Here is a 22,255-nt window from a genome sequence, read left to right as displayed (position 1 = left end):
GCCGATTAACCACTCCGGTCCCTTTGAAACAACGGCGTGTCCGCGCCATGCCGCTCCCCGCCGTGTCCGACTCCGCAACGGGTACCCGGATCGACGGCTCCGTTAGCTCGCGGACCGGTCGGGTCGCGCACTACCGCGGGGCTTGGGGGCGCGGGTGGGGACATTTCCACTACGTTGGGACGTTATGAGGTCGGTTGGCGCACGGCGCGTGACGGTGGGGCTGGTACTCGCGGGGTTGATGCTCGGTGGGTGCGCGCGATTCGACGATTCCGCGTCCAGTCCGTTCACCGAGGAGCCGACCCTCGACGCCGCCGAGCTCGAACCGACGAAACCCAGGCAGTCCGAACCGTCGACCACCCGCCCGAGCGGACCGTGTATCGACCCCGACCCGGCCGTGGTGGTCAGCTGCCTGGACACGACCGGCGGTCTGGTGGAGATGGGCGGGTACGCGCTGGTCACCGAGCGCCGCACCGGCCGCATCCTGAAGGTGACTCCGGAACAACCGCCGGTCGAAGTGGCCCGTGTCGACGTCGACCCGGCCGGGGACGGCGGGCTGAGCGATATCGCGATCTCCCCCACCTATCACGAGGACGGCCTGCTCTACGCCTACGTCACCACGCCGAGCGACAACCGGGTGGTGCGGATTGCCGAGGGCGGCGGCGCGCCGAAACCTGTCTTGACGGGAATTCCGAAGGGCGCCACCGGTAATCGTGGTGCCATCGAATGGTCGGCGCCGGATCAGATGCTGGTACTCACCGGCGATGCCGGGGATCCCGCGGCCGCGACGGACCCGGCCAGTACGGCGGGCAAGCTGCTGCGGGTGAACAACCCGACCTCCAACGGGAACGCCCCCACCGAAGTCGCGGTATCGGGGATCGGCTCGGCCGGCGATATCTGCCTCGGCGGCGATCAGATCTGGCTCACCGATCGCACTCCGGCACTGGACCGGCTGCAGCGGATCGGCCCGGACGGCGTGGTCACCACGGCATGGACCTGGCCCGACCGCCCCGGAGTCGCCGGCTGCGCGGTCACCCCCGACGGGGTGGCGATCGCCCTCACCGACGCGAAAGCACTCGCCATGGCAGCGCCGGATCCGACGACCTTCGCGGTGACCTCGCCCCCGAGTATCTTCATCGCGAACAAGTACGGCCGCCTGCTCGGCGCCACCCCCGCCATGGACGGCACAATCTGGGTCTCCACCGCGAACAAATCCGACGGCGGCCAGCCCACCCCCAACGACGACCGGGTGGTCCGGATTCCACCCCCGTCCGCCGGTGGTGGCGGCGGCCCGGACTAGGAACAGCCCGGCCCCCACCGAACCCAGCGGACCCAGCTGCGGCGCCGGGTCTTGTACGGCCCGTGAAGATTTCGGCCCGCGTTGTCGTTCATGCCCTCGAAGCGCAGACGCCGCAGGCGCGAGTCCCGAGGGCTGAACGGTGACACCGAGGGCTCGAAAACACCCGTGGCCGGCGCACCGGAACACGGTCGCGAGCCTGCAGAGCGGGGCTCGTTTCCGCCCCTTCGAGCGGCGGCCCACCCGCTGGCCCTCGCGGCTCAGCGTCACAGGCACAGTGAACCCCGCCCGTACAGGCCGCAAGGAGCACGACTCCCCCGGCCCGGCCCACCGGGCTCGACGGGGAAGGGGGCCAGTCCCCGGCGATCTCTGTTCGGCGGCAGGCGAGGCGGAATCGCCGGAACAGCCCGGATCAGACCGACAGATCCCATGATCCCATCTACCGAGCCGTCAGATAACGGCTCGGTAGGTACCTTCCCCGTAGATCCCGGATGACACCACCCATCGGGCAGCGCACCCCAGAGGCCGCCCTATTCCGCAGCGCAGCAACACTTCCCGCCAGCGGGAAGGGGCAATCCGACCTTCCCAAAGCCCAAGATCTATCGTACCGTTATTCAGCGGCGCATTAATTGAGGGAAGGTAGTACGGCGTCGCACACCTAGAGCTCCGTCGCACTACAGCGGTGGCACGGTGGCACACCTTTGATCGGTACCCATCGGCCGAGTCGACGCAGACACACCCCGCCCCATGGGGCGGGGCTCGAACCACTCCACCCACCAGGACCGTCTGCACGGTCCATCCGAATACGGCGCGCATCCCCGGGGCCGAGCGCATCCGGGTCTTATTGGAGGTCGCAATGTCCACGGTCAGCACCGGTACAACACCCGAAGTCGAAGATCCGAGTCGAGATTCCGACCCGCCCACAGACGCGGCGAGTACCCCGGCCCCTCCCACCGGCCTGAAGAAACTCTTCGATACCTCCCGGCTGGGCAATTCGCGCACAATCCTCGGGGTGGTGGCGCTGGCGATCGGTTTGATCGCGCTCGGATTCCTTTCTCCCGGAAAGCTTCCCGGCGAAGGCGAGCATGTGGGCGTGTTCAGCCTGCTGCCCGCGGTGGTCACGCTGGTGGTGGTCTTCGCCACCAAGAACGTGGTGGCCGCACTGTTCCTGGGCGTCATCACGGGCGGTGTCGTCAGTGCGGAGTACAACGTCGTCGACGGTTTCATGCTCCCGGCGCTGGGCACCGTCTCGTTCGCGACAATCCTGCTGGTCTACCTGTGGGCGCTGGGCGGACTGATCGGCCTGTGGACCCGCACCGGCGGCGCTCAGGCCTTCGCCGAACTGGCGGGTCGCACGCTGGTTCGCGGACCGGTCAGTGCCCGGGTCTTCGGATGGCTGGTGGGCGTGCTGTTCCACCAGGGCGGCACGATTTCGACGATCCTCGCCGGCACCACCGTGCGTCCGCTCACCGATAAGCACAAGGTGTCGAAGGAAGAGCTGACCTACATCGTCGACTCCACCGCTTCCCCGGTCGCGACAGTCCTTCCGTTCAATGCCTGGCCGCTCTACGTCGCGGGCCTGGTGGTGGGCACGACGCCGCTCTTCCTCAACGAGGACGACGGTGTCGCGTTCTTCATCAGCTCGATCCCGTTCAACTTCTACGCGATCTTCGCACTGCTGGCGACACTGCTGTTCGCCTGGGGCAAGCTGCCCTGGGTCGGCGGCGCCATGCGGAAGGCGATGCACCGGGCGCGCACCACCGGACAGCTGAATGCGCCGACCGCGAAACCGATCACCTCCGAAGAGCTGGTCACCATGAAGCTGCCGAAGGACTACAAGCCCGGCGTGATCGATTTCGCCCTTCCCATGGGCGTGCTGCTCGCAGTCGTGATCGGCTCCTACATCCTCACTGGCGACGTATTGATCGCCCAGGGGTTCGGTCTGGCAGTGATCGTTGCGATCGTGCTCGCGCTGATCAAGGGGCTCCCGCTCGGTGAAGCCATCGACGGTTTCGTCGACGGCTGCAAGGGCGTGACCGTCGGTGCGCTGGTCCTTGCGCTGGCCGTCACACTCGGATTCGTGTCCAAGCAGCTCGGCACCGCGAACTACATCGTCGAAACCACCTCGGATCTGGTGGTGGGCCCGTTGTTGCCCGCCATCCTCATGGGCATCTGCATGGCGGTGGCGTTCTCGATCGGCTCGTCCTGGGGCACTTTCGCGGTCGTCTTCCCGATCGCGATGCCACTGGCCTACTCGATCGACCCCAGCGCGACGTTCATGCACCTGTGCTTCGGGGCTGTCGTCGGCGGTGCGGTATTCGGCGACCAGTGCTCCCCGATCTCCGATACGACGATCATGTCCGCCCTTGCCTGCGGTGGCGATGTCATGGACCACGTGAAAACCCAGCTGCCCCTCGCTATGGGCGCGGCCGGGCTCGCCGCCATAACATCCACCGGTATTGCCTTCGCTGTCCTGTGACGGCTCAACCGGAAAAGTGAAAGCGGCCCGGCCGCCTGCGATGTCCATCGGACGCCGCAGGCGGCCGGGCCGTTTCCGGTCACCGCATCATTCGATGCCGCCTCAGCTTCCGCACGCCGCCAGGACGAGCTCCCGGACGCGAGCGGCGTCGGCCTGGCCACGGGTGGCCTTCATGACATCCCCGACGATCTTGCCGGCGGCCTGGACCTTGCCGGAGCGGATCTTGTCGGCGATATCCGGGTTGGCCGCCAGCGCCTTGTCCACCTCGGCCTGCAGGGCACTGTCGTCGCTGACCATGCCCAGGCCCTTGCTCTCGACGATCGCGCCCGGATCCCCTTCGCCGTCGAGCACCAGATCGACGACCTGCTTGGCCACCTTGTTGTTCACCGTCTTGGCCTCGACCAGGGCGATCACCTCGGCTACCTGAGCCGGGGTGATCGGCAGATCCTCGAGCGCGACCCCGCGCTCGTTCGACTTCTCGGTGAGATAGGCGACCCACCAGGAGCGCGCCTCCTTGGCCGGGGCACCGGCGTCGACGGTGGCGATGATGAGGTCGAGCGCGCCCGCGTTGACCAGATCACGCATGACCTCGTCGGAAACACCCCATTCGGTCTGGATCCGCCCACGCCGCAGCCACGGATATTCGGGGATGGTTCCGCGCAACCCGTCCACCCAGGCCGCGTCGGGGGCAACCGGTTCCAGATCCGGTTCGGGGAAGTAGCGGTAGTCCTCGGCGGTTTCCTTGCGGCGGCCCGGGGAGGTGGAACCGTCGGCCTCGTGGAAGTGCCGGGTCTCCTGGATGATCTCCCCGCCGGTCGCGAGAACGGCTGCCTGACGGCGCATTTCGAACCGGACCGCGACCTCGACACTCTTCAGCGAGTTCACGTTCTTGGTTTCGGTGCGGGTGCCGAAAACCTCCGCGCCGACCGGCATGAGCGAGACGTTGGCGTCGCAGCGCAGCGAGCCGTGTTCCATCCGGACATCGGACACGTTCAGGGATTTCAGCACTTCGCGCAGGGCGGTCACATAGGCGCGGGCCACCTCCGGCGCCCTATCGCCGGCGCCGGTGATGGGTTTGGTGACGATCTCGATCAGCGGCACCCCGGCCCGGTTGTAATCGAGCAGCGAATGGCTGGCGCCGTGGATCCGGCCGGTCGCACCGCCGACATGCACCGACTTACCGGTGTCCTCCTCCATATGGGCGCGTTCGATCTCGACCCGGAAGGTGGTCCCGTCGTCGAGCGGGACCTCCAGGTAGCCGCCGGTGGCGATGGGCTCGTCGTACTGGCTGATCTGATAGTTCTTCGGCTGATCGGGGTAGAAGTAGTTCTTGCGCGCGAACCGGCCCCACGGGGTGATGGAACAGTTCAGCGCCAGCCCGATCCGCACCGCCGACTCCACCGCCTGCTGGTTCACCACCGGAAGCGACCCGGGCAGACCGAGGCAGACCGGGCAGACCTGGGTATTGGGGTCGGCGCCGAACGTGGTGGGGCAACCGCAGAACATCTTGGTCGCGGTGTTCAGCTCGACATGGACCTCCATGCCCAGCACCGGCTCGTACCGGGTCACGACATCGGCGTAATCCATGAGTTCGACGGTGGGTGCGCTCATGGCGAACAGTCTATGCGGGCACCTCCCCCGCCGATCGGACACCTCAGCCCGCCGGAACCCGTTCGCCGAGCCAGCCGGTGACGGTATCGAGAACCACGGGGTCGATGGTGGTCTCGATCCATTCGTATTCGATGGACAGGCCACTGTCGGCGGGCTGCATCATATGGTTCAGGCCGTCGAATACCCGGACCGTCGCGTCGGGGTTACCGGCCAGCAGGGTGCGCATCGGATCCGCGTTCTGGTCGGCGACCACCTGGACATCCTTCGACCCGAAGAATGCCAGGACGGGCATCCGCAGCGCCGCGACCGCCGGCGCGGGATCATAGGACACCAGCGCGGCCATGTACGGCGTGTTCTGACTGGTGAGCGACTCGCTCACGGCGCGCAGATCATCAGGTAGCGAACGATTGTAGGTTTCCGCGAGCCGGGCGGCCTTGGTGAGCTGACCGGCCCGCAGGGCCCCGGTCCAGTCCATCAGGAAGGCACGGTTGGCGTCGAGCTGTTCCGGCGTGGCACCGGCCATGGTGAAACCCCGGGTGCCCTGGTCGAGGACGATCTCGGTGCCCGTGATCGCGGGCCCGGCCATGAGGACTACGAACGCGATATCGTTCTCGGGCCGGGCGGCGACCATCGGGGCGAGAAACCCACCTTCGCTGTGCCCGAGCAGGCCGATCCGGGCCGGGTCGATTTCGGGGCGGCCGCGCAGGTATCCGAGACCGGCTTCGATATCGGCGGCAAGATCGGCGTAGGTGGCTTGGTTCAGGTTGCCGCCGGTACCGCCCACCCCGCGATCGTCGGTGCGCAGCACCGCATAACCCGCGCGGGTGAGGGTATCGGCGAGCAGCAGGAACGGGCGGTGCCCGGAGATTTCCTCGTTGCGATCCTGCGGCCCGCTACCGGTGACCAGTACGACCGCGGGCACCGGGTCGGCGGTATCCGGCCGGGTGAGCGTGCCGGCGATGGTGAAACCACCGTTCGAATACGAAACATCTTCGGAAATATAAGGATACGGCGGCTGCGGCTCCTGCGGGCGGGCCGGCGGCGGCACCGGGTTCCGGCTCAGGGTGAGCCCGAAGGACTGGCCGGATTGATTGAAATCCCCGACGATCGTGCCGGCGGATTCGTCCAGGTGCCCGGCGAAACGGGGGTCGCCGGGCATATCCGGGATACCGAATTTCACCTGATCGGGTTCGGCCACCACATCGGACAGCGCGAGCCCGCTCGCCTGCCGCACAGGAAAATCGATGACTCCGCTGTGCCGGCCGGTGAATTCCACCCCGACCAGCATCGGCGCCCCAGGCACCTCGATGGCCCCGTGCCACTGACCGCCCACCCGCTCGTCCACCGACGGGTCGGCACAGCCGACGAGCATCGAGACGAGCAACCACACAACAGCTACCGGCAACGCTCCCCTGCGATGGCGCATGGCTCGACTGTATCGCCGCCGAGTTGTTCGGCACCGCTGTTCGGCCGCGCGGCCGGCGCGAGTCGGAGGTGCGTCTAGCCGAAGAAGGCTTGTGCTTCCTGATAGCGGTCGAGGGGGACCCGCTTGAGTTGTTTGGTCGCCTCGTGCAGCGGGACCAGCCCGATCTCGGTGCCGCGCAACGCCACCATCTGACCGAAATGCCCGGCATGCACCGCTTCGGCGGCGTGCAGGCCGAACCGGGTCGCCAGCACCCGGTCGTACGGCGACGGGCTGCCACCGCGCTGGACGTGCCCGAGCACGGTGGTGCGGACCTCTTTGCCGATCCGGCGTTCGATCTCCAGGCCGAGCTGCTGGGCGACCCCGGTGAACCGTTCGTGCCCGAATTCGTCGACCCCGCCCTCCCGCAGCGTGAACCCGGAATCGGGGGCGGGATGCGCGCCTTCGGCGACCACGCAGATGAAATGTTTGTCGCCCCGCTGGAAACGGCTCTTGATCAGCGCACAAACCTCGGTCACATCGAACGGCTGCTCCGGGACCAGGGTCAGGTGCGCGCCCGCCGCCATCCCGGCGTGCACCGCGATCCAGCCGGCGTGCCGGCCCATCACCTCGATCAGCATCACCCGCTGATGGGATTCCGCGGTGGTGTGCAACCGGTCGATGGCTTCGGTGGCAATGGACAGCGCGGTGTCGTGCCCGAAGGTGACATCGGTGCAATCGATATCGTTGTCGATGGTTTTCGGCACGCCGACCACCGGGACGCCTTCCTCCGAGAGCCAGCTCGCGGCCGTCAGGGTGCCTTCGCCGCCGATCGGGATGAGCGCTTCGATCCCGTTGTCGTCGAGGGTCTGCCGGATCCGGCCCAGGCCCTCGCGCAGCACATCCGGGTTGGTACGGGCGGTACCCAGCATCGTGCCGCCCTTGGCGAGCAGGCGATCGGTGCGGTCGTCGTTCTGGATGCGGATCTTGCGGTCCTCGAGTAACCCGCGCCAGCCGTCCTCGAAGCCCACGATGGCGTCGCCGTAGCGGCCGTTCGCGGTGCGGACCACGGCACGGATCACCGCGTTCAGTCCCGGACAGTCCCCACCGCCGGTCAGGATTCCGATGCGCATGGCGCCCATCTTGCCCGCTTCCGGCGGTCCGCGCCGCGTCGGGCCCGTGAATGTCGGGTAACGCCGGGTACGGCCGTCCGGCCGAGCGCTGTCAGGCCGGGCAGGAACCGCCGGTGAATTCGCCCAGATGCCGCGAGATGAGACCGGCCATCTTGTCGAGGAGATCCATACCGTCGGAGAAGGTGCCCGAATCCGGTTGCGCCGCAAGCGCAACCGCGATGCTGCCACCCGCCACCGGGACCAGGCCGAACTGGCGCACCAGATACGCGCCGTCCGGGTTCGGGCCCCAGCCGCCCTTGAATTCGGCCGAATCGAACGCCGAACCCAGGCCCCACTGCTGGTTCGCGGTCACCGAGCCCATGAGCTCGACCGCCCGGTCCGAACCGGGCAGGCAGGGCAGTTTGGACGCGAAACGCACCTGATCGGCAAGCGACCATTCGGACTGACCGAACGCCGAATACTCCGACCGGGTCCGCTTCTCCTGGACCACGGTCGTCGCGTCGCCGCCCTCGCGCAGCACGGCCTGCACCGACAGCGCCGCCTCCCGCGGGGAACCGAGCCCCGACCAGAGGGAATCGGCGGCGGAATTGTCCGAGGCGGTGATGGCGGCCGATGTGGCATAGCTCTGCCCACCGGGATTCTTCCGTTCGGCGGCGACGACCAACGGAACCTTCATCGTCGACCAGGCCGGGCCGGTGGACCACTCACCGAGCCCGACGAGTCTGTCACCGCCGACCGGCATGATCGCCAAACCGAGCGCGCCCTTCTCCGCCTTTTCCAGGTCGACGAAATCCGCGGCCAGCGTGCCGGGGATGGTGATCAGCACCTCGCCACCCGGAGAGTCGGCCGCCGCCTGGGTCACCGAGCTGGATACCGCCGCCCGCGGCTCGGTATCGGCTCCGCAGGCGGCGGCACCGGCCGCGACCGCGAGACAGCCGAGGAGGGCGACCAAGCGCCGGGCCGGGGAGAGTTCCCGTTTCGTCTCGGTCGACACAACTCTGCGCATGGCTCTTGCGATCTCCCACAGTCCCGCTGGTTTCTACCCGGTCGAAAAACCGTACTCCATCGGCGACCTTAACCCGGCCGGGATCGGGCCGCGAACTGTGCGCAGCGGCGACCCGATCCGCGTCCGCGGGCCGATCAGTACAGGTATACGACGGCATTGTTGCCGCCACGGCAGGTGACCAGACCGTCCGCGGCGACGCATTCGAGCGTGTAGGACTGACCGGTCACGGGGCTGGTGGCCTCGATGGCTACCGGGTCGCCCTCGGCCGAGACCACCTCGGGATCCAGATACGCCTGCCGCACCGCTTCGGCGAATTCGCAGCTGGTCACCGTGGTCCCTGCGGCCGCCGAGCCGTACGGGCCGCTGCCCGCGGAGGTGGCAGTGCAGGGTTGCGCACCCGACGGCAGATCGGCGCGCGCGGCGGTGGTGGTCGCCGAGGTGCCCGTAGGGGTGGTGGTGGCGGCCGAGGCGCTGCTGCGTGCGGCCGCGGTGGTGGCGGCGGCCCCGGTGGACTCGGCGGCGTTCGACGATTCGCCGCCGGAACCGAGGAACTGGAATCCGAGCACCGCCACCAGGACGACGAGCAGGAATACACCGGCACCGGTCAGTATCGGGACGAACCGGGAGCGCTGTTCGTCCGGGCCGGGCGCAGGGGGCCGGGCCGCGTTCGCGACATAGCTGTCGCGGTAGCCGGCCTCGTAGGCGGCGGCGTACGGGTCGGGTGGTGGAGCTGCCGGACCGGAGTGCTCGCCGCTGTAGCCGGATAGTCCGCCGGGCCCCGGCGAGGTAGCCGGGGCGGGTTGCGGATCATCGCGCCGGTCTGCCCTTTCCGCGGTCCACCAGTCGCCGGTTGCGGGCCCGGGGGTCTCATCGGATCGGTACCCCCCGCCGGCGCCGTAGACGGTGTCATCCGCGCCGTCACCACGCTCACCCGGACGATAACCGCGCTGATCCGCATCGTAACCGTGCGCGTCCGGACCGTAACCGCGCTCATCCGCGCCATAACCCTGCCGACCCGCGCTGTAAGCCTGCTGACCCGCGCCGTAGCTCTGCTCACCGGAGCCGTAAGAGTTCTCACCCGCGTCGTAATCGTGCGCGCTGTAAGCCTGCTCCCCCGCGCCGTAGCTCTGCTCACCGGAGCCGTAAGGGTCCTCGCCCGCGTCGTAATCGTGCGCGCTGTAAGCCTGCTCCCCCGCGCCGTACACCTGCTCGCCGGCGTCGTAGCCGCGCATATCCGCGCCGTAGCCCTGCTGGTCCGCGTTGTCACCGCGCTCGTCCGTGCGGTAACTGTGCCGAACGGCGCCGGCGGCGTGGTCATATGCGCCGAAGCTGTACTGGTCCGAGCTGTAGGTGGCGTGCTCGTCCGACCGGTAACCGGGTTCGCCCGGTCCGTCACCGTGCTCGCTCTGCCGGTGAGCGCGATCGTCCACACCGAAGACGCGGGTGGTCTCCGCGCCCGTGTGGTCCGCGGACCCCGGGGCCGCTTCCATCGGCTCGAAGATGCGGGTGGTTTCCTCGGCGCCGGGCGCGGCGTGACCGAGACCCTGCCCGTAGACACGGGTCGCCTGGTCGGGCGGGTAGAAATCCGCGACCGGAATCCCGCCGGTCGCGGGCCCCGGATCCGGATGCTGCGCGGGGTCGGCTGCCGGGTGCAACTGCTCGTTCTGGAACAGGTGGGCGTCGGGGAAGGGCCGGATACCGGTGGTGGCGGGCGGGGGCGCCGGTTCGTCGGGTGTGAGTGGGGTGAAGTCGAATTCGGTCGGACGGACGGAGGTGGGATCGCCCGGAATGATCGCGGGCAGGGTGGTGGTCTGATCCGGCGCGCCCTCGTCGTCGAGCCGCGGCATCCGCACCACGAGGGTCGGTATGCCGCCGGTCGGCGGGGATGCGTCCGCGGGAGGCACGGGGGTTGCGGGTAATTCGCCGGATCTCCCCGCGGGTTCTTCCGGCCGCGGCGGACGCGCCGGTGAGTTGAGCGCGTCGCGGGCGGCGACGGCGAGTTCCCCTGCGGTGGCGAAACGCTCGTGCGGATCCTTGGCCATGCCACATGCGATCACATCGTCGAACGCACCGGGCAACCCGGTTCGCTGAACACTTGCCAGCGGCGGCGGATCGGCGAGGTGTGCGCGGATGAGCATGCCGATACTGCCCGCTTCGAACGGAACGGCACCGGTGAGGCATTCGTGCAGTACGCACGCCAGCGAGTAGATATCGGCGCGCCCGGTGACCGGTGCGCGGTCGAACCGCTCCGGTGCCATGTAGGTGTAGGAGCCGATCGCCACCCCCGCCTGGGTCACGCCGGTATCGCCCTCGTGGCGGGCGATACCGAAATCGGCGAGATAGGCGAAATCGGCGTCGGTGACCAGGATGTTCGCCGGCTTCACATCGCGATGCACGAGCCCGTCGGTGTGGGCGGCGTCCAGGGCGGCAGCGATCTGTTCGATCACGGTGACCGCGCGCTGCGGGCTCAGCGGCCCACCGGCCTGCAGAATCGTGCGCAGGTCCGTGCCGGGCACCAGCCGCATATCGATGAACAGCCGGCCCTCGATTACCCCCCAGTCGTGAATGGGGATGATATGCGGTTCGGCCAGCCGGGCCGCGGCCTGCGATTCGCGGCGGAAGCGGATCTGATATTCCGGGTCGCCGACCAGATCACCGGCGAGCAGCTTGAGCGCAACGACCCGGTCCTTGACGGTGTCGTAGGCCTCGTAGACCTCGCCCATTCCGCCGTTACCCAGCAACGAGCGCAGTTCGTAGGGACCGAACCGCCTACCGACCTCGGAACCTGGCGCCTGCACCCCGTCATCCTCTCCACAGCGCGGGCGCCGTATCCATCGGTCGCGGAATCGCGGCCGGGCTGCCCGTCAAACCCTGGATTGTCCAGGGGAAACCACACCGTGGTCAAACGCGTACACGATGGCCGCCGCGCGGTCCCGCAACCCCAGTTTGCCGAAGATATGTCCCACATGGGATTTCACGGTGACCTCCGAGATTCCGAGGGCGTGGGCTATCTCACTGTTGGCCCGGCCGCGGCCGATCAGCGCCAGTACCTCGTATTCGCGGCCGGTCAGCTCACCGCCGGGCGGTGGCGCGACCGGGGTGTCCGGCGCGGCCGAGGTGCGGTAGGTCGACAGGACCCGGCCGGTGACCGAGGGGTCGAGCCAGGCCCCGCCCGCGGCGACGGTGCGGACGGCCCGGATCAGATCCTCGGCGGGCGAATCCTTGAGCAGGAATCCGGCCGCACCGGCGCGTAACGCCCCGGACAGCAGCTGGTCGTCGTCGAAGGTGGTGAGGACCAGTACCGGAGGTTCGTCGGCGCGGGCCCGCAGCAGGCGGGTGGCCTCGATACCGCCGACGCGTTTCATCCGCAGATCCATCAGCACGATATCGGGGATCTGCGCCGCGACGGCCGGCAGCACCTCGTCGCCGTCCGCGCATTCGCTGATCCGGAACCCGTCGCGGCGGCGCAGAATGCGGCGCAACCCGCCGCGCACCAGTTCCTGATCGTCGACGATCAGCACCTCGAGGGCGCCCGGATCACTGTCGGCCCTGGTCATCGTGTCCCCCCGATCGTTTTCGTCCATGGGCAGCGGCCGTCTCCGTCCGAGGCAGGCGAACCGTCCGCGGCGGCCGGCCGGTCGTTCAACGGGAACTCGGCTCGGACGGTCCAGGCGCCGGCGTCGGGCCCGACCTGGATCCGGCCACCGAGACCTTCGGCTCGCTGCCGCATCCCCGCGACGCCGCTACCGTGCCCGGCCCGCGGGGCCGGACCGGCGGGCAGGGAATTACGTACCCGCACGACCACCGAGTGTGCCCCCACCTCCACCGCGAAGTCGACGGCCGCGCCGGGGGCGTGTTTGGCGATGTTGGCCAGCGATTCCTGGCAGATGCGGTAGAGCGCGAGTCCGACCGCGGCGGACACCCGGCTCAGATCGCCGGCGAACTGCCGGCGCACGGTCAGGCCCGCGTTGACGAAGTCGTCGATCAGGGCGGGGATATCGTCCGCGCCCGGTTCCGGCCCGGCGGCCGCCGGTCCCGAATCCAGCAGCCCCACGGTGCGCCGGATATCGGCCATGGCCTGGCGGCCCAGGCGTTCGGCGTCGGCGAGGGCGTCCACCGCCTCGTCCACATCACGATCGCTGGTCAGGGCGTGCCGGGCCGCGGTGACATGCAGCAGGGTCACGGTGAGCGAATGGGCGATGACATCGTGCACCTCTCGAGCGATCCGGTTGCGTTCGGCGGCCGCGGCCTGGGCTGCCCGGGCGTTCTGATTCTCGCGTTCCTGATACAGGAACAGCCGCTGGTACTGCAGCATCACCCCGACCAGCCAGCCGAGCAGGATCCCCAGCGCGTACATCGGGACACCGGTGCGCAGGATGTCGTTTTCCCACAGCGCCTGCAGCAGGACGGCGAAGGCCACCAGTTCGGCGGTCGCCAGCAACGCCAGCGGAACGCTCACCCGCTTCGGGGCGATCGCCGCTATCTCCGCGGTCACGACCATCAGGACGAACGGCGCGAAATCGGACTCCACCGGCTGGGCGAAGAACAATCCGGCGGCCACCATCGTGGCGGTGAACAGCGGTAGCGGTCTGGGCACGATCCCGAACAGCACGAACGACGGCACCGAGACGAACAGGAGTACCAGCGCCAGCAGTGGCAGCACCGTCGGGAAGTATTCGTGCCGCTGCAGGCAGGAGACCAGGCCCAGGACCAGCAACGCCAGATCCGCGAACAAGACCACCTTCGGCGGATAGTCGAACGGAAGTTCCCGTAGGGGATGCAGCGTTATCCGCACCCTCCCGGCCGCGACCCGGCTCCGGGCTCCGCGCCACGCCCTCGTGATCCGACCACCGGACGGCGCGTTGTGTGGGGACACCGCACCGTTCCCGATCGGCCCCGCGCCCAGCGGCCGGACCGCTTCCGGCGGCCCCGCCACGTCCTCGGGTGCCCGTCGCGTGGAGTCGTCCACCGCGGCGCCGGATGTGAGGTGGCTCTCGGGCATATGTCCAGAATAATCAGCCGGGACCGGCCGGACATCCTCCCACGGCCGGGCCCGGACTCCGCCCCCGGTAGGAGATCGATTCACGCCCGCGGCACGACGAAACGCGGGAACCGGAACCGTAGCGTGGAACTTGCCGACGCCGCGCCGGACCGGCCGGCGAACACCAGGCCCCCGACCGAAAGGGCACGGATCATGTCCTGGACAGAGCAGCACCTTCGCACCGAGATCTTGCACACCGTTCTCGACCGGGCGACCCTCGACCCCGCCCGAGCCGACCTCTTCGACGGTATCCCGCACCTCGACCGCCTGTTCGGCGGCCCGCACGGCGTACTCGCGGCCCTGCGCTATCGGTGGAATATTCATCTGGACGCCAAACTGGAGCTGCGCGCAGACCAGGGCATGACCGTGGACGAGGCCTACCTCGAACTGGCGGCCGAACAGCCCGTCCTGCGCGCGGTGCTCGACGCCCGGACGGCGTCGCGGGTGCTGGTAGCGTGAGCGGGTCAGGCCCGGAGGCGGTAGCGCAGCGTAACCACGCAGGGCCCCCGCTCACGCTCAATGGACAGAGCGTGAGCGGGTCGGGCCGGACGAATACCGCAGGAAACGGGGGGTGGCGATGACGCAGCCGGCCATGCTGGAACTGACCGATGTCGTGAAGGAGTACCGCGTCGGCGACCAGCCGGTCCGTGCGCTCGACGGAATCGGCCTGCGGCTGGAGTCGGGTGAGTTCACCTCGGTGATCGGTCCGTCCGGGTCCGGTAAGAGCACACTGCTGCATATGCTCGGCGCGCTCGACCGGCCGGATTCCGGATCGATCCGGTTCCAGGGCATCGAGATCGGCGCCCTGGACGAGGAGAAGCAGTCCGAGTTCCGCCGCCATCGCGTGGGTTTCGTCTTCCAGTTCTTCAACCTGCTGCCCACGCTGACCGCCTGGGAGAACGTCGCGGTGCCGAAACTGCTGGACGGCACCGGATTACGCAAGGCAAAGCCGCTCGCCCTGGAACTACTGGACCGGGTCGGGCTGGGGTCGCGCGCCGAGCACCGGCCCGCCGAACTGTCCGGCGGGCAGATGCAACGGGTGGCGGTGGCCCGCGCCCTGACCATGGATCCGCCGCTCATCCTGGCCGACGAACCCACCGGAAACCTGGATTCCAAGACCGGCGCCGCGATCCTCGAACTACTCGCCGAGGTCGCCGAATCCGGGAACTCCGTGGTCATGGTGACCCACGATCGCGGCGCCGTCGACTACTGCGACCGGGTGGTCACCCTCGGCGACGGCCGCATCGGCTCGGACGAGCGCACCCGGTCCCACACGATCGGCGCATAACCCCGCGCGCCGAAATCACAGGGGCGCGTCCGCCCACCACTCTTCGATGTCCTGACGTGCTGTCGAACCCCATTTGCGGACGAACAGCAGGGAATTGCTGCGCGGTGAATCGACCCCGGAACCGAAGGCGACCAGCATATTCACCGTGAACCGGCCGCGGTCGCCGGTATCGTCCCAGAAGTGGGCGGTGTACGGCTCACCGTCCTTACCGCCGGATACCGAATCGTGCGGGGGCAGGCCGGCGACCACCTCCCGGGCGGTCTCGGCGTCCGGGTAGGTGATGATCGTGTAGTCCATCCGGGTGGGTTGCAGCTGGGGCTGGCGGCAATCCCAGATCGCCTCCCAGGGCCGGGATTCCAGGATCTCGTCGAATACCGGCACATCGGGGAGGACCGGTATCTGCTCGCCGGGTTCGTACGCGCCGCAGCGCGAGTTCTGATATCCGATGCCGTCGAGTTCGGACCCCTGCGGGAGTAGAGCCGGGAACAGCCGGCGGGTTCGGTCGCCGGGCTCCCCGCCGGGCGAATCGCCGGGATCGGTTGTCTCGGTGGATTCGCTTTCCAGGGTCGAGGGCTGCGCGGCCGCCGGTGCACTGTCCGAACCCGATCCGGCGGATTTCACTACCACCAGCACCGCTGCCACGATCACCGCGACAACGATGAGCGGCACCAGGATCGCCGCCGCGATCCACGGCGCCCGGCTGCGCCGCACGGGCGACGCGGGGTAGCCGCCCGTCGGCGCCGGCCCGGTATACGCGGGCGGGCTCGGCGGATAGCCACCGTGGCGCGCGGTCCCGGCTCCGGTGTTCTCCAGGGATTCGGCAAGGTAGCCGGAGCCGGGCGGCTGGCCGGCGTCGGTCTCGGATTGTGGCCGGGCCTGGACCGGAATACCTCCGGTGTGCTCGGCACCCACCGGCACGGCAGCGAACCCGCCGGTCTGCTCGACGGCCGGTCCCGGGCGGTTCGCGGACGGCGCGGGCCGGGTGATCGCGACCGTGGGTTGTGCCCCGGTCTGATCGATATCACCCGGCCGGACCGTTCCGTCGGCTCGCGCGGGTACCGCGCCGGTCTGCTCCACAGACGCGGTCCTCGGCGGACCGGGCGGCGCGCCCGCGGGCTGGGGTATGCCGGCCGGGCCGAACGCCGAGCTGCCGGTCTGCTCCACGGACGGGCCCCCCGGCGATCCGGATGGCACGCCGCCCGGATGCCGGGCTTCGGGTGGGTAACCCCCCGGTGGCCCACCGGGCGCAGGAACCGGAACAGGTTGCACCGCAGGGAAACCCACCGCCGGGCCGGGATACGCGGCGGTGGGTCCGGTGCGTTCCGTGACCGGCGGATAGGCCGGCGCAGGTGTCGTCAGGGCGCGGTCGGCGGCCGCCGCGAATTCGACACAGGTGCGGTACCGGTGCCCGGGCTGTTTGGCCATGGCCTTGGCCAGCACCGGATCCAGCCCCGGTGGCAGGCCCCGCCGTTTGACCGCCAGCGGCGGCGGCGCCAACTGCAGATTTCCGTGGATGATATCGGCGGGATTGGGCGAATCGAACGGAGCCATCCCGGTGAGCAGCCAGTACAACGCGCAGGCCAGCGAATACTGGTCCGAACGGCCGTCCATATCGCCGCCGGTCATCTGCTCCGGCGAGGCGAACGCCAGCGTCGCGGTGAACATCCCGGTCTGCGTCAACCGGACCGTTTCGGCACGTAATCGGGCCAGCCCGAAATCGGTGAGGAAAACCCGCTCACCCTGGCCGGTATTGGCGCGGGCGAGCAGGATATTGGACGGTTTCACATCACGGTGCAGCACACCCATTCCGTGGGCGTAATCGAGTGCGTCGGCGACCCCGCTGATGATCTGCACCGCCTTTTCCGGCGGCAATGTCAGAGAATTGACTGTGCCGGCGTCCGCGCCGTCGATGTACTGCATACACATCCACAGATGCTCGCCCTCGGCCCCGCGGTCGTAGACGGTGACAATCCCCGGATGGTCGAGCGCGGCGGCCAGATCGGCTTCCCGTTCGAACCGGGTCCGGATCGCGGCATCGGCGAAGAGTTCCGGTTTGAGCAATTTGAGCGCAGTCAGTTTCCCCAGCCGGGGATGCCGGGCCAGATATACGGCGCCCATTCCGCCTTCACCGAGTAAACGCTCGATGGTGAACCCGGCGAACACGTCACCGCTGTTGAGCAACACGACCCCCTTCGGGTGACTGACAGACTCGTGAGCCTACCGGGCTCACGACGCCGGTTCCGCCGTGACAACGGTAATCCGGGCAGTTCATGAAAACCTGATGATCCGTTCAGCCGGGCGTGACCAAACCGGATTCGTAGGCCAGCACCACCGCCTGTGCGCGATCACGCAGAGCCAATTTGGTGAAGACCTTCGACACATGGGTTTTCACCGTCTGCTCGGCAATGAACAGAGCTTCGGCGATTTCGGTATTGGACATCCCCCGCGCGACCAATTCCAGAATCTCCCGCTCCCGCGGGGTCAGTGCCGCGAGCGCCGGCGCCGGAGTCCGCCGCGCGGACCGCCGTGTCGTCACCTCGGCGATCAACCGCCGGGTCACGGTCGGCGCCAGCAAGGCTTCACCCGCCGCCACAACGCGCACCGCGCGCACCAATTCCTCGGCGGGCGCGTCCTTGAGCAGAAAGCCGCTGGCCCCGGCCCCGAGCGCCTCGTAGACGTAGTCGTCGATATCGAAGGTGGTCAGCATGAGTACCCGCACCGGGGGGTCGAAGCCGGCGGCCAGAATCGAACGCGCGGCGTCCAGCCCGTTCATCTCCGGCATCCGGACATCCATCAGCACCACATCGGGCCGCAACCGCGCCGCCTCGGCGACCGCCACTTTCCCATCGGGGGCGTCACCGACGACACTGATATCCGGCTGCGCGGCCAGCAGGGCGCCGAACCCCTGCCGGACCATAGCCTGATCGTCGGCGATCAACACGGTTATTGCCACGCGCCCAGCATAATTGCTGCCCAACGGCCCGGTGTTGTCGCGGAGGCAGATCAGGCCGGGGTGGGCTGTTCGGGGACTGTTGCCAGGGGCAGGTCCACGGCAGTGGTGCGGGGGAGGCGGGCGCTGACGCGGAAACCGCCGTCCGGGGTCGGCTCCGCGGTCAACCGGCCGCCGACCGCGAGGGCGCGGGCTTGCATTCCGGCGATACCGAGCCCGGCGATACCGGCCGGGGCCGGGCCGGTTCCCCGGCCGTTGACCACGGTGAGTTCGACGGTTTCCGCGCAATCGATGGTCACCCGGACCGCGGCACCCGGTGCGTGCCGGCCCGCATTGGCGAGTGATTCCTGGACGATCCGGTACAGCGCCGAGCCGACGGTATCCGGGACCACCGCGAGGGTGCCCTCGACCGACCAGGTGAGGTCCACCCCGGCGCGGGCGGCGCCGAGGAACAGCGCTTCCAGGTCGGCCGCGGTGGGCTGGGGGGCGTGCTCGGCGAGCTGACCGTCGCTGCGCAAGACCCCGAGCAGACCGCGGATCTCGTTCAGCGCTTCGCGCGCGGTGGCACCGATCGATTCGAATTCCGCCCGCGCCGCCTCGTTCACACCGTTCACCCGGTAGGGCGCGGTCTGCGCCTGCACCACCACCAGCGACATGTGGTGCGCGACCACATCGTGCAGGTCACGTGCGATCCGGGCTTTCTCCTCCAGGATGGTGCGCCGCGCCCGTTCCAGTTCGCTGACTTCGGTCTGCCGGTTCAACTCCGACCGCGACCGGATCAGCGACCGCAGCAGCAGCCCGACGAACACCGTCCCGCCCAGCGACACCGGCCAGGCCCACGGGTCGGCACCTACCCCCTCGGCCGACAAGGCCGCGCCCAGCAGCAGCGAGGTCGCCGCCCATACCACCGCCGTCAACTGCGGCGGCGACCGCAGGGCCACCGCGAAGACCAGGAAGTAGAGGGCGACGATATGCACCACCTGGAACGGCATGGCCTCACCGGTCTGGTTCGGTACGGCCAGGGCGATGAGCAGCGCCGAACCCGCCGAGACGGCCCAGCCCAGCGGGGCGTTCCCGCGGATCAGCAGCACCGGCAGCGCGGCGAAGGCGGCGATGAGCGGGGCTATCGGCCAGGGCACCTGGTGGGTCAGGTGCAGCGTCGGCCACGCCACGGCGAACAACGCGACCACGACCAGCACGGTGCCCGCATCGACCCACCACCGCAGACCGAGACGGGCGAGGCGGCCCCAGAAGCCCGGTGACTTCGCTACCGGCTGCGCGACGCTGTACTCCATCATGACTCCGACACTACGAACCGCCACCCGCGCACACCTCATACCGTGGGGTGAATTCCGGCCCGTACACCCGGGGTAGACACGATCCGGTCTCGCCGCGCGGACCGGGACGGAAAACCCTCCCGAGCGGGACGGCCGCGACCGGTATCGATTCATAACGTCCAGACCATGGTTGTCTCGAACAATGCCGCGCGCCGGACTCCGCCGTATCGGTACGCGGTGCTCGCGGCGGCGGGGGTCGCCGCGGCGGTCTCGCTGCTGCCGGCGCCCGCGGCCGATGCCGCCGGACCCGCCGGCACGCCGGCAGCGGTCGCCGTCCATGCGCTGACCTCCCCGGCCCCGGCGTCCGCGCTGCGGATACCGGACGACTTCGGCGATATCGCCGGATACCGTCCGGCGCTCGCCGAGGGCATGCTGATCGCCCCGCACGGTTCGTGCTCATCCCCGGTTCCGCTGCCGGCGGAGTTCGAGACCGCCTGCAAGGCCCACGACCTCGGGTACGACCTGCTGCGTTACGCGCAGCACAGCGGTCACCCCCTGGGCTCCTGGGCCCGCCGGGATCTGGACCGCACGCTCGCCGGCCGGATGCGTGCCACCTGCACGCACCGGACCGACCCGCTCGCCCGCGCCCGCTGTTCCGCCATGGCCGAAGTCGCGGCGGTCGCGGTCGACCTCAACTCGCGACGGCAGGATTACGGCGTTCCGGTGGTCGAGCATTTCTCGCCTGCCGAGACGGCGGCTACCTGGCTGCCGCGGGTTTCCGCCCTGGTCCTGGCCGCATTCGCGGCCTTGCTGGTCTGGCGTGCCGTCGCCGGCGGTCGCATTCCACGCCGGGAAGTGCCCGGGCGTCGCGAGTGGTTGCGCAACCGGGTGGACGCCGGTCATCGCGCTCTCGCGCGCCCCGGCTACCCGCTGAGTTCTCCCCGCCGGAGGTTCGCATGAAACCCTCACCCGAAGTCCGGACGACACTCGGCACCGGACCCACCGAGAGCGGGCACACACCGTCGGCACGATCCGCACTCCGACTGCGCGAGGCGGCCCATAAGCGTCTGCCACGCCGATGGCCCTCGGCCGGCACCACTCTGGCGGTAGCCGGCGGCACAATCCTGTCCCTGGCCCCGGGCCTGCTCCCCCGCACCGCCCCAGCGCAAGCCGTGCTCACCTCTGTGCTGATCATCGCGCTGCTCGCGGTCGCCCGGATCGCCCGGTTCGCCCGCCGCACCGGCAGTAAACGCGCTACCGACGGCGCACGCCGGACCTGCACCGTTCACTCCACCGGCGCGCAGGCCGATCCCGTCACCGTCCACACCACCGGCGCACAGATCGATCCGGTCACGGTCCCGCTCCGCCGAGGACCCGCCGTCCGCATCTGCCGTTCACACAGCAACCCGGCCCGCGGGCGACGGCTTTCGGCACCGGCCGTCGCCCGCTCGGGTACATTCGGCGACCCGGCCGCTTACCAGCGCCGCGCGGTAGTCGCAGCAACCGCCCGGGTACCCGGCACGATCGAGCGGCGAAGTCCGGGGGTCGTGGCCGCGGCTGTCGATGCGCCGGACGCGACGAACCGGCGGCCTCTGCTCTTCGCCGCCGCAACTGCCGGGGTGCTCGGCGCGACGGCCCATGCGGCTCTGTGGCAGAACACCCTGCGCGATGCCATGGATATGGCACGGACAGGACCCGGGTACTGGTTGTGCTGGGCGGCCGGGACGCTGCTGCTCACCGTCACGCTGGTGACCGCCGGATCCTGGATCGGGCGGGTGGTGCGGCGGATCGGCTGGTCGCGGGGGTTGGTGATGGCGGTGGTCGCCGGTCTGCCGATGGCACTGTTCGGAGTGCCCGTCCCCGGCGGGGCGAGCAGTTCCGCCGACCCGGCCCTGGTCCGTCCGGCGGTGGTGACCCGCTCCGGGAGTGCCGAGTCGATGGTGAGCTGGGCCTCGCTCGGCCGGGAGGGACAGCGGTTCGTCACGACCGAACCCTCCGGGGCGGTGCGGGTCTACGTCGGGCTGCAGTCCGCACCCGACCTCGCGGCCCGGGCCGAGCTGGCGGTCCGGGAACTCGATCGCGCCGGTGGTTTCGACCGCTCGCATCTGGTCGTGGCCGTACCCACCGGGTCCGGGTGGGTGGACGCCCGCGCACTGCGCGGTTTCGGTGCGCGGTTCGGGGCCGATGTCGCGGTGGTCGCACTGCAGTATTCGCGGCTGCCGAGCTGGGCGACCTTCCTCGTCGGCCGGGACTCCGCGACCGCCTCCGCCCGGGCACTGCTGACGGCCGTCGAAGAACACATCGCGACGCTGCCGGACCCACCGCGGCTGTATATGTACGGCCAGAGTTTGGGCGCGCTCGGCGGTAGCGCGGTATTCGCTGGCGCCGAGGAACAGAACCGCCGGGTGTGTTCGGTGCTGTGGGCGGGACTGCCCGGCGGTGGTGGTCCGCAACCCGGGGCGCGGTCCGCGGTACTGGCCAATGCCTCCGACCCGGTCGTGCACTGGTCACTCGACCTGCTGTGGCGCCCACCGGACCTCACCGCCGCCCGCCGCGACGCCCCCACACCTGGTTGGCTACCTGTGGTGAGTTTCGTGCAGACAACCGCCGACTTGCTGGGCGCGCTCGGCACGCCGCCCGGCCACGGTCATCGATACGGCAGCGACCAGGGCACTACCCTGCCCGCGTGTGCGTAACCGTGCCGAACAACAATCCCGCGCCCGCGCGGTTTGCTCACCGGATGCGGGCGCGCACCGCGGGCTGCGCACCCGCCC

General features: G+C 69.3%; 16 protein-coding genes. 6 read left to right on the top strand and 10 right to left on the bottom strand.

What is annotated here, in order from left to right:
- The first annotated feature begins 184 nt into the window (after positions 1 to 184).
- Both ACIA75_RS20435 and ACIA75_RS20430 read left to right on the top strand, forming a co-directional pair.
- Positions 185 to 1,297, top strand: a complete 1,113-nt coding sequence (locus tag ACIA75_RS20435; RefSeq protein WP_397106185.1) for a PQQ-dependent sugar dehydrogenase — start codon at positions 185 to 187, stop codon at positions 1,295 to 1,297.
- A gap of 853 nt (positions 1,298 to 2,150) precedes the next feature.
- A complete protein-coding gene (locus ACIA75_RS20430) occupies positions 2,151 to 3,773 on the top strand; it encodes a Na+/H+ antiporter NhaC family protein (protein WP_397106183.1) in 1,623 nt (540 codons plus the stop codon).
- A gap of 102 nt (positions 3,774 to 3,875) precedes the next feature.
- Here ACIA75_RS20430 and gatB read toward each other — a convergent pair whose 3' ends face one another.
- The 7 genes from gatB to ACIA75_RS20395 all read right to left on the bottom strand — a co-directional run bounded on the left by gatB (position 3,876) and on the right by ACIA75_RS20395 (position 13,927).
- On the bottom strand, positions 3,876 to 5,384 hold the full coding sequence (gatB, locus tag ACIA75_RS20425; RefSeq protein WP_397106181.1) for an Asp-tRNA(Asn)/Glu-tRNA(Gln) amidotransferase subunit GatB: 1,509 nt from the start codon (positions 5,382 to 5,384) through the stop codon (positions 3,876 to 3,878).
- Between the two features lie 43 nt (positions 5,385 to 5,427).
- Positions 5,428 to 6,810, bottom strand: a complete 1,383-nt coding sequence (locus tag ACIA75_RS20420) for an alpha/beta hydrolase family protein (RefSeq protein WP_397106179.1) — start codon at positions 6,808 to 6,810, stop codon at positions 5,428 to 5,430.
- A gap of 74 nt (positions 6,811 to 6,884) precedes the next feature.
- Complete coding sequence (locus tag ACIA75_RS20415) at positions 6,885 to 7,919, bottom strand: ATP-dependent 6-phosphofructokinase (RefSeq protein ID WP_397106177.1); 1,035 nt, start codon at positions 7,917 to 7,919, stop codon at positions 6,885 to 6,887.
- A 91-nt stretch (positions 7,920 to 8,010) separates the two neighbouring features.
- Positions 8,011 to 8,913 carry a hypothetical protein gene (locus ACIA75_RS20410; RefSeq protein ID WP_397106175.1) on the bottom strand — a complete coding sequence of 301 codons (903 nt, stop codon included), beginning with the start codon at positions 8,911 to 8,913 and terminating at the stop codon, positions 8,011 to 8,013.
- Between the two features lie 146 nt (positions 8,914 to 9,059).
- Positions 9,060 to 11,723: a protein kinase gene (locus ACIA75_RS20405; RefSeq protein ID WP_397106173.1), complete on the bottom strand. Its 2,664-nt coding sequence runs from the start codon at positions 11,721 to 11,723 to the stop codon at positions 9,060 to 9,062.
- A 66-nt stretch (positions 11,724 to 11,789) separates the two neighbouring features.
- A complete protein-coding gene (locus ACIA75_RS20400) occupies positions 11,790 to 12,482 on the bottom strand; it encodes a response regulator (protein ID WP_397106171.1) in 693 nt (230 codons plus the stop codon).
- Positions 12,479 to 13,927, bottom strand: coding sequence for a sensor histidine kinase (locus tag ACIA75_RS20395; RefSeq protein ID WP_397106169.1), 1,449 nt, complete (start codon positions 13,925 to 13,927; stop codon positions 12,479 to 12,481). Before ACIA75_RS20395 ends, ACIA75_RS20400 begins: the two co-directional genes overlap by 4 nt.
- A gap of 192 nt (positions 13,928 to 14,119) precedes the next feature.
- On the opposite strand from ACIA75_RS20395, the gene ACIA75_RS20390 reads away from it, so the two are divergent.
- The gene (locus ACIA75_RS20390; RefSeq protein ID WP_397106167.1) at positions 14,120 to 14,425 is read left to right on the top strand and encodes a hypothetical protein; all 306 of its coding nucleotides are present in this window, start codon (positions 14,120 to 14,122) and stop codon (positions 14,423 to 14,425) included.
- 118 nt (positions 14,426 to 14,543) lie between these two features.
- Positions 14,544 to 15,254 (top strand): ABC transporter ATP-binding protein, encoded by a 711-nt coding sequence (locus ACIA75_RS20385; RefSeq protein ID WP_397106714.1) that lies wholly within the window; start codon positions 14,544 to 14,546, stop codon positions 15,252 to 15,254.
- A 15-nt stretch (positions 15,255 to 15,269) separates the two neighbouring features.
- On the opposite strand, the gene ACIA75_RS20380 is transcribed toward ACIA75_RS20385, so the two are convergent.
- From ACIA75_RS20380 to ACIA75_RS20370, 3 genes are all read right to left on the bottom strand, one after another.
- Positions 15,270 to 17,438 carry a protein kinase gene (locus tag ACIA75_RS20380; protein ID WP_397106165.1) on the bottom strand — a complete coding sequence of 723 codons (2,169 nt, stop codon included), beginning with the start codon at positions 17,436 to 17,438 and terminating at the stop codon, positions 15,270 to 15,272.
- A 106-nt stretch (positions 17,439 to 17,544) separates the two neighbouring features.
- A complete protein-coding gene (locus ACIA75_RS20375) occupies positions 17,545 to 18,207 on the bottom strand; it encodes a response regulator (RefSeq protein ID WP_397106163.1) in 663 nt (220 codons plus the stop codon).
- Between the two features lie 50 nt (positions 18,208 to 18,257).
- A complete protein-coding gene (locus tag ACIA75_RS20370) occupies positions 18,258 to 19,502 on the bottom strand; it encodes a sensor histidine kinase (protein ID WP_397106161.1) in 1,245 nt (414 codons plus the stop codon).
- Positions 19,503 to 19,667: 165 nt separating this feature from the next.
- Here ACIA75_RS20370 and ACIA75_RS20365 point away from each other — a divergent pair, with 165 nt between their 5' ends.
- The gene (locus ACIA75_RS20365) at positions 19,668 to 20,441 is read left to right on the top strand and encodes a hypothetical protein (RefSeq protein WP_397106159.1); all 774 of its coding nucleotides are present in this window, start codon (positions 19,668 to 19,670) and stop codon (positions 20,439 to 20,441) included.
- The gene (locus ACIA75_RS20360) at positions 20,438 to 22,177 is read left to right on the top strand and encodes an alpha/beta-hydrolase family protein (protein WP_397106157.1); all 1,740 of its coding nucleotides are present in this window, start codon (positions 20,438 to 20,440) and stop codon (positions 22,175 to 22,177) included. Before ACIA75_RS20365 ends, ACIA75_RS20360 begins: the two co-directional genes overlap by 4 nt.
- The last annotated feature ends 78 nt before the right edge of the window (positions 22,178 to 22,255 follow it).

It is taken from the genome of Nocardia sp. NPDC051750 (assembly GCF_044453135.1).
GTDB lineage: Bacteria > Actinomycetota > Actinomycetes > Mycobacteriales > Mycobacteriaceae > Nocardia.
This window is presented reverse-complemented; position numbering and strand designations above follow the sequence as displayed.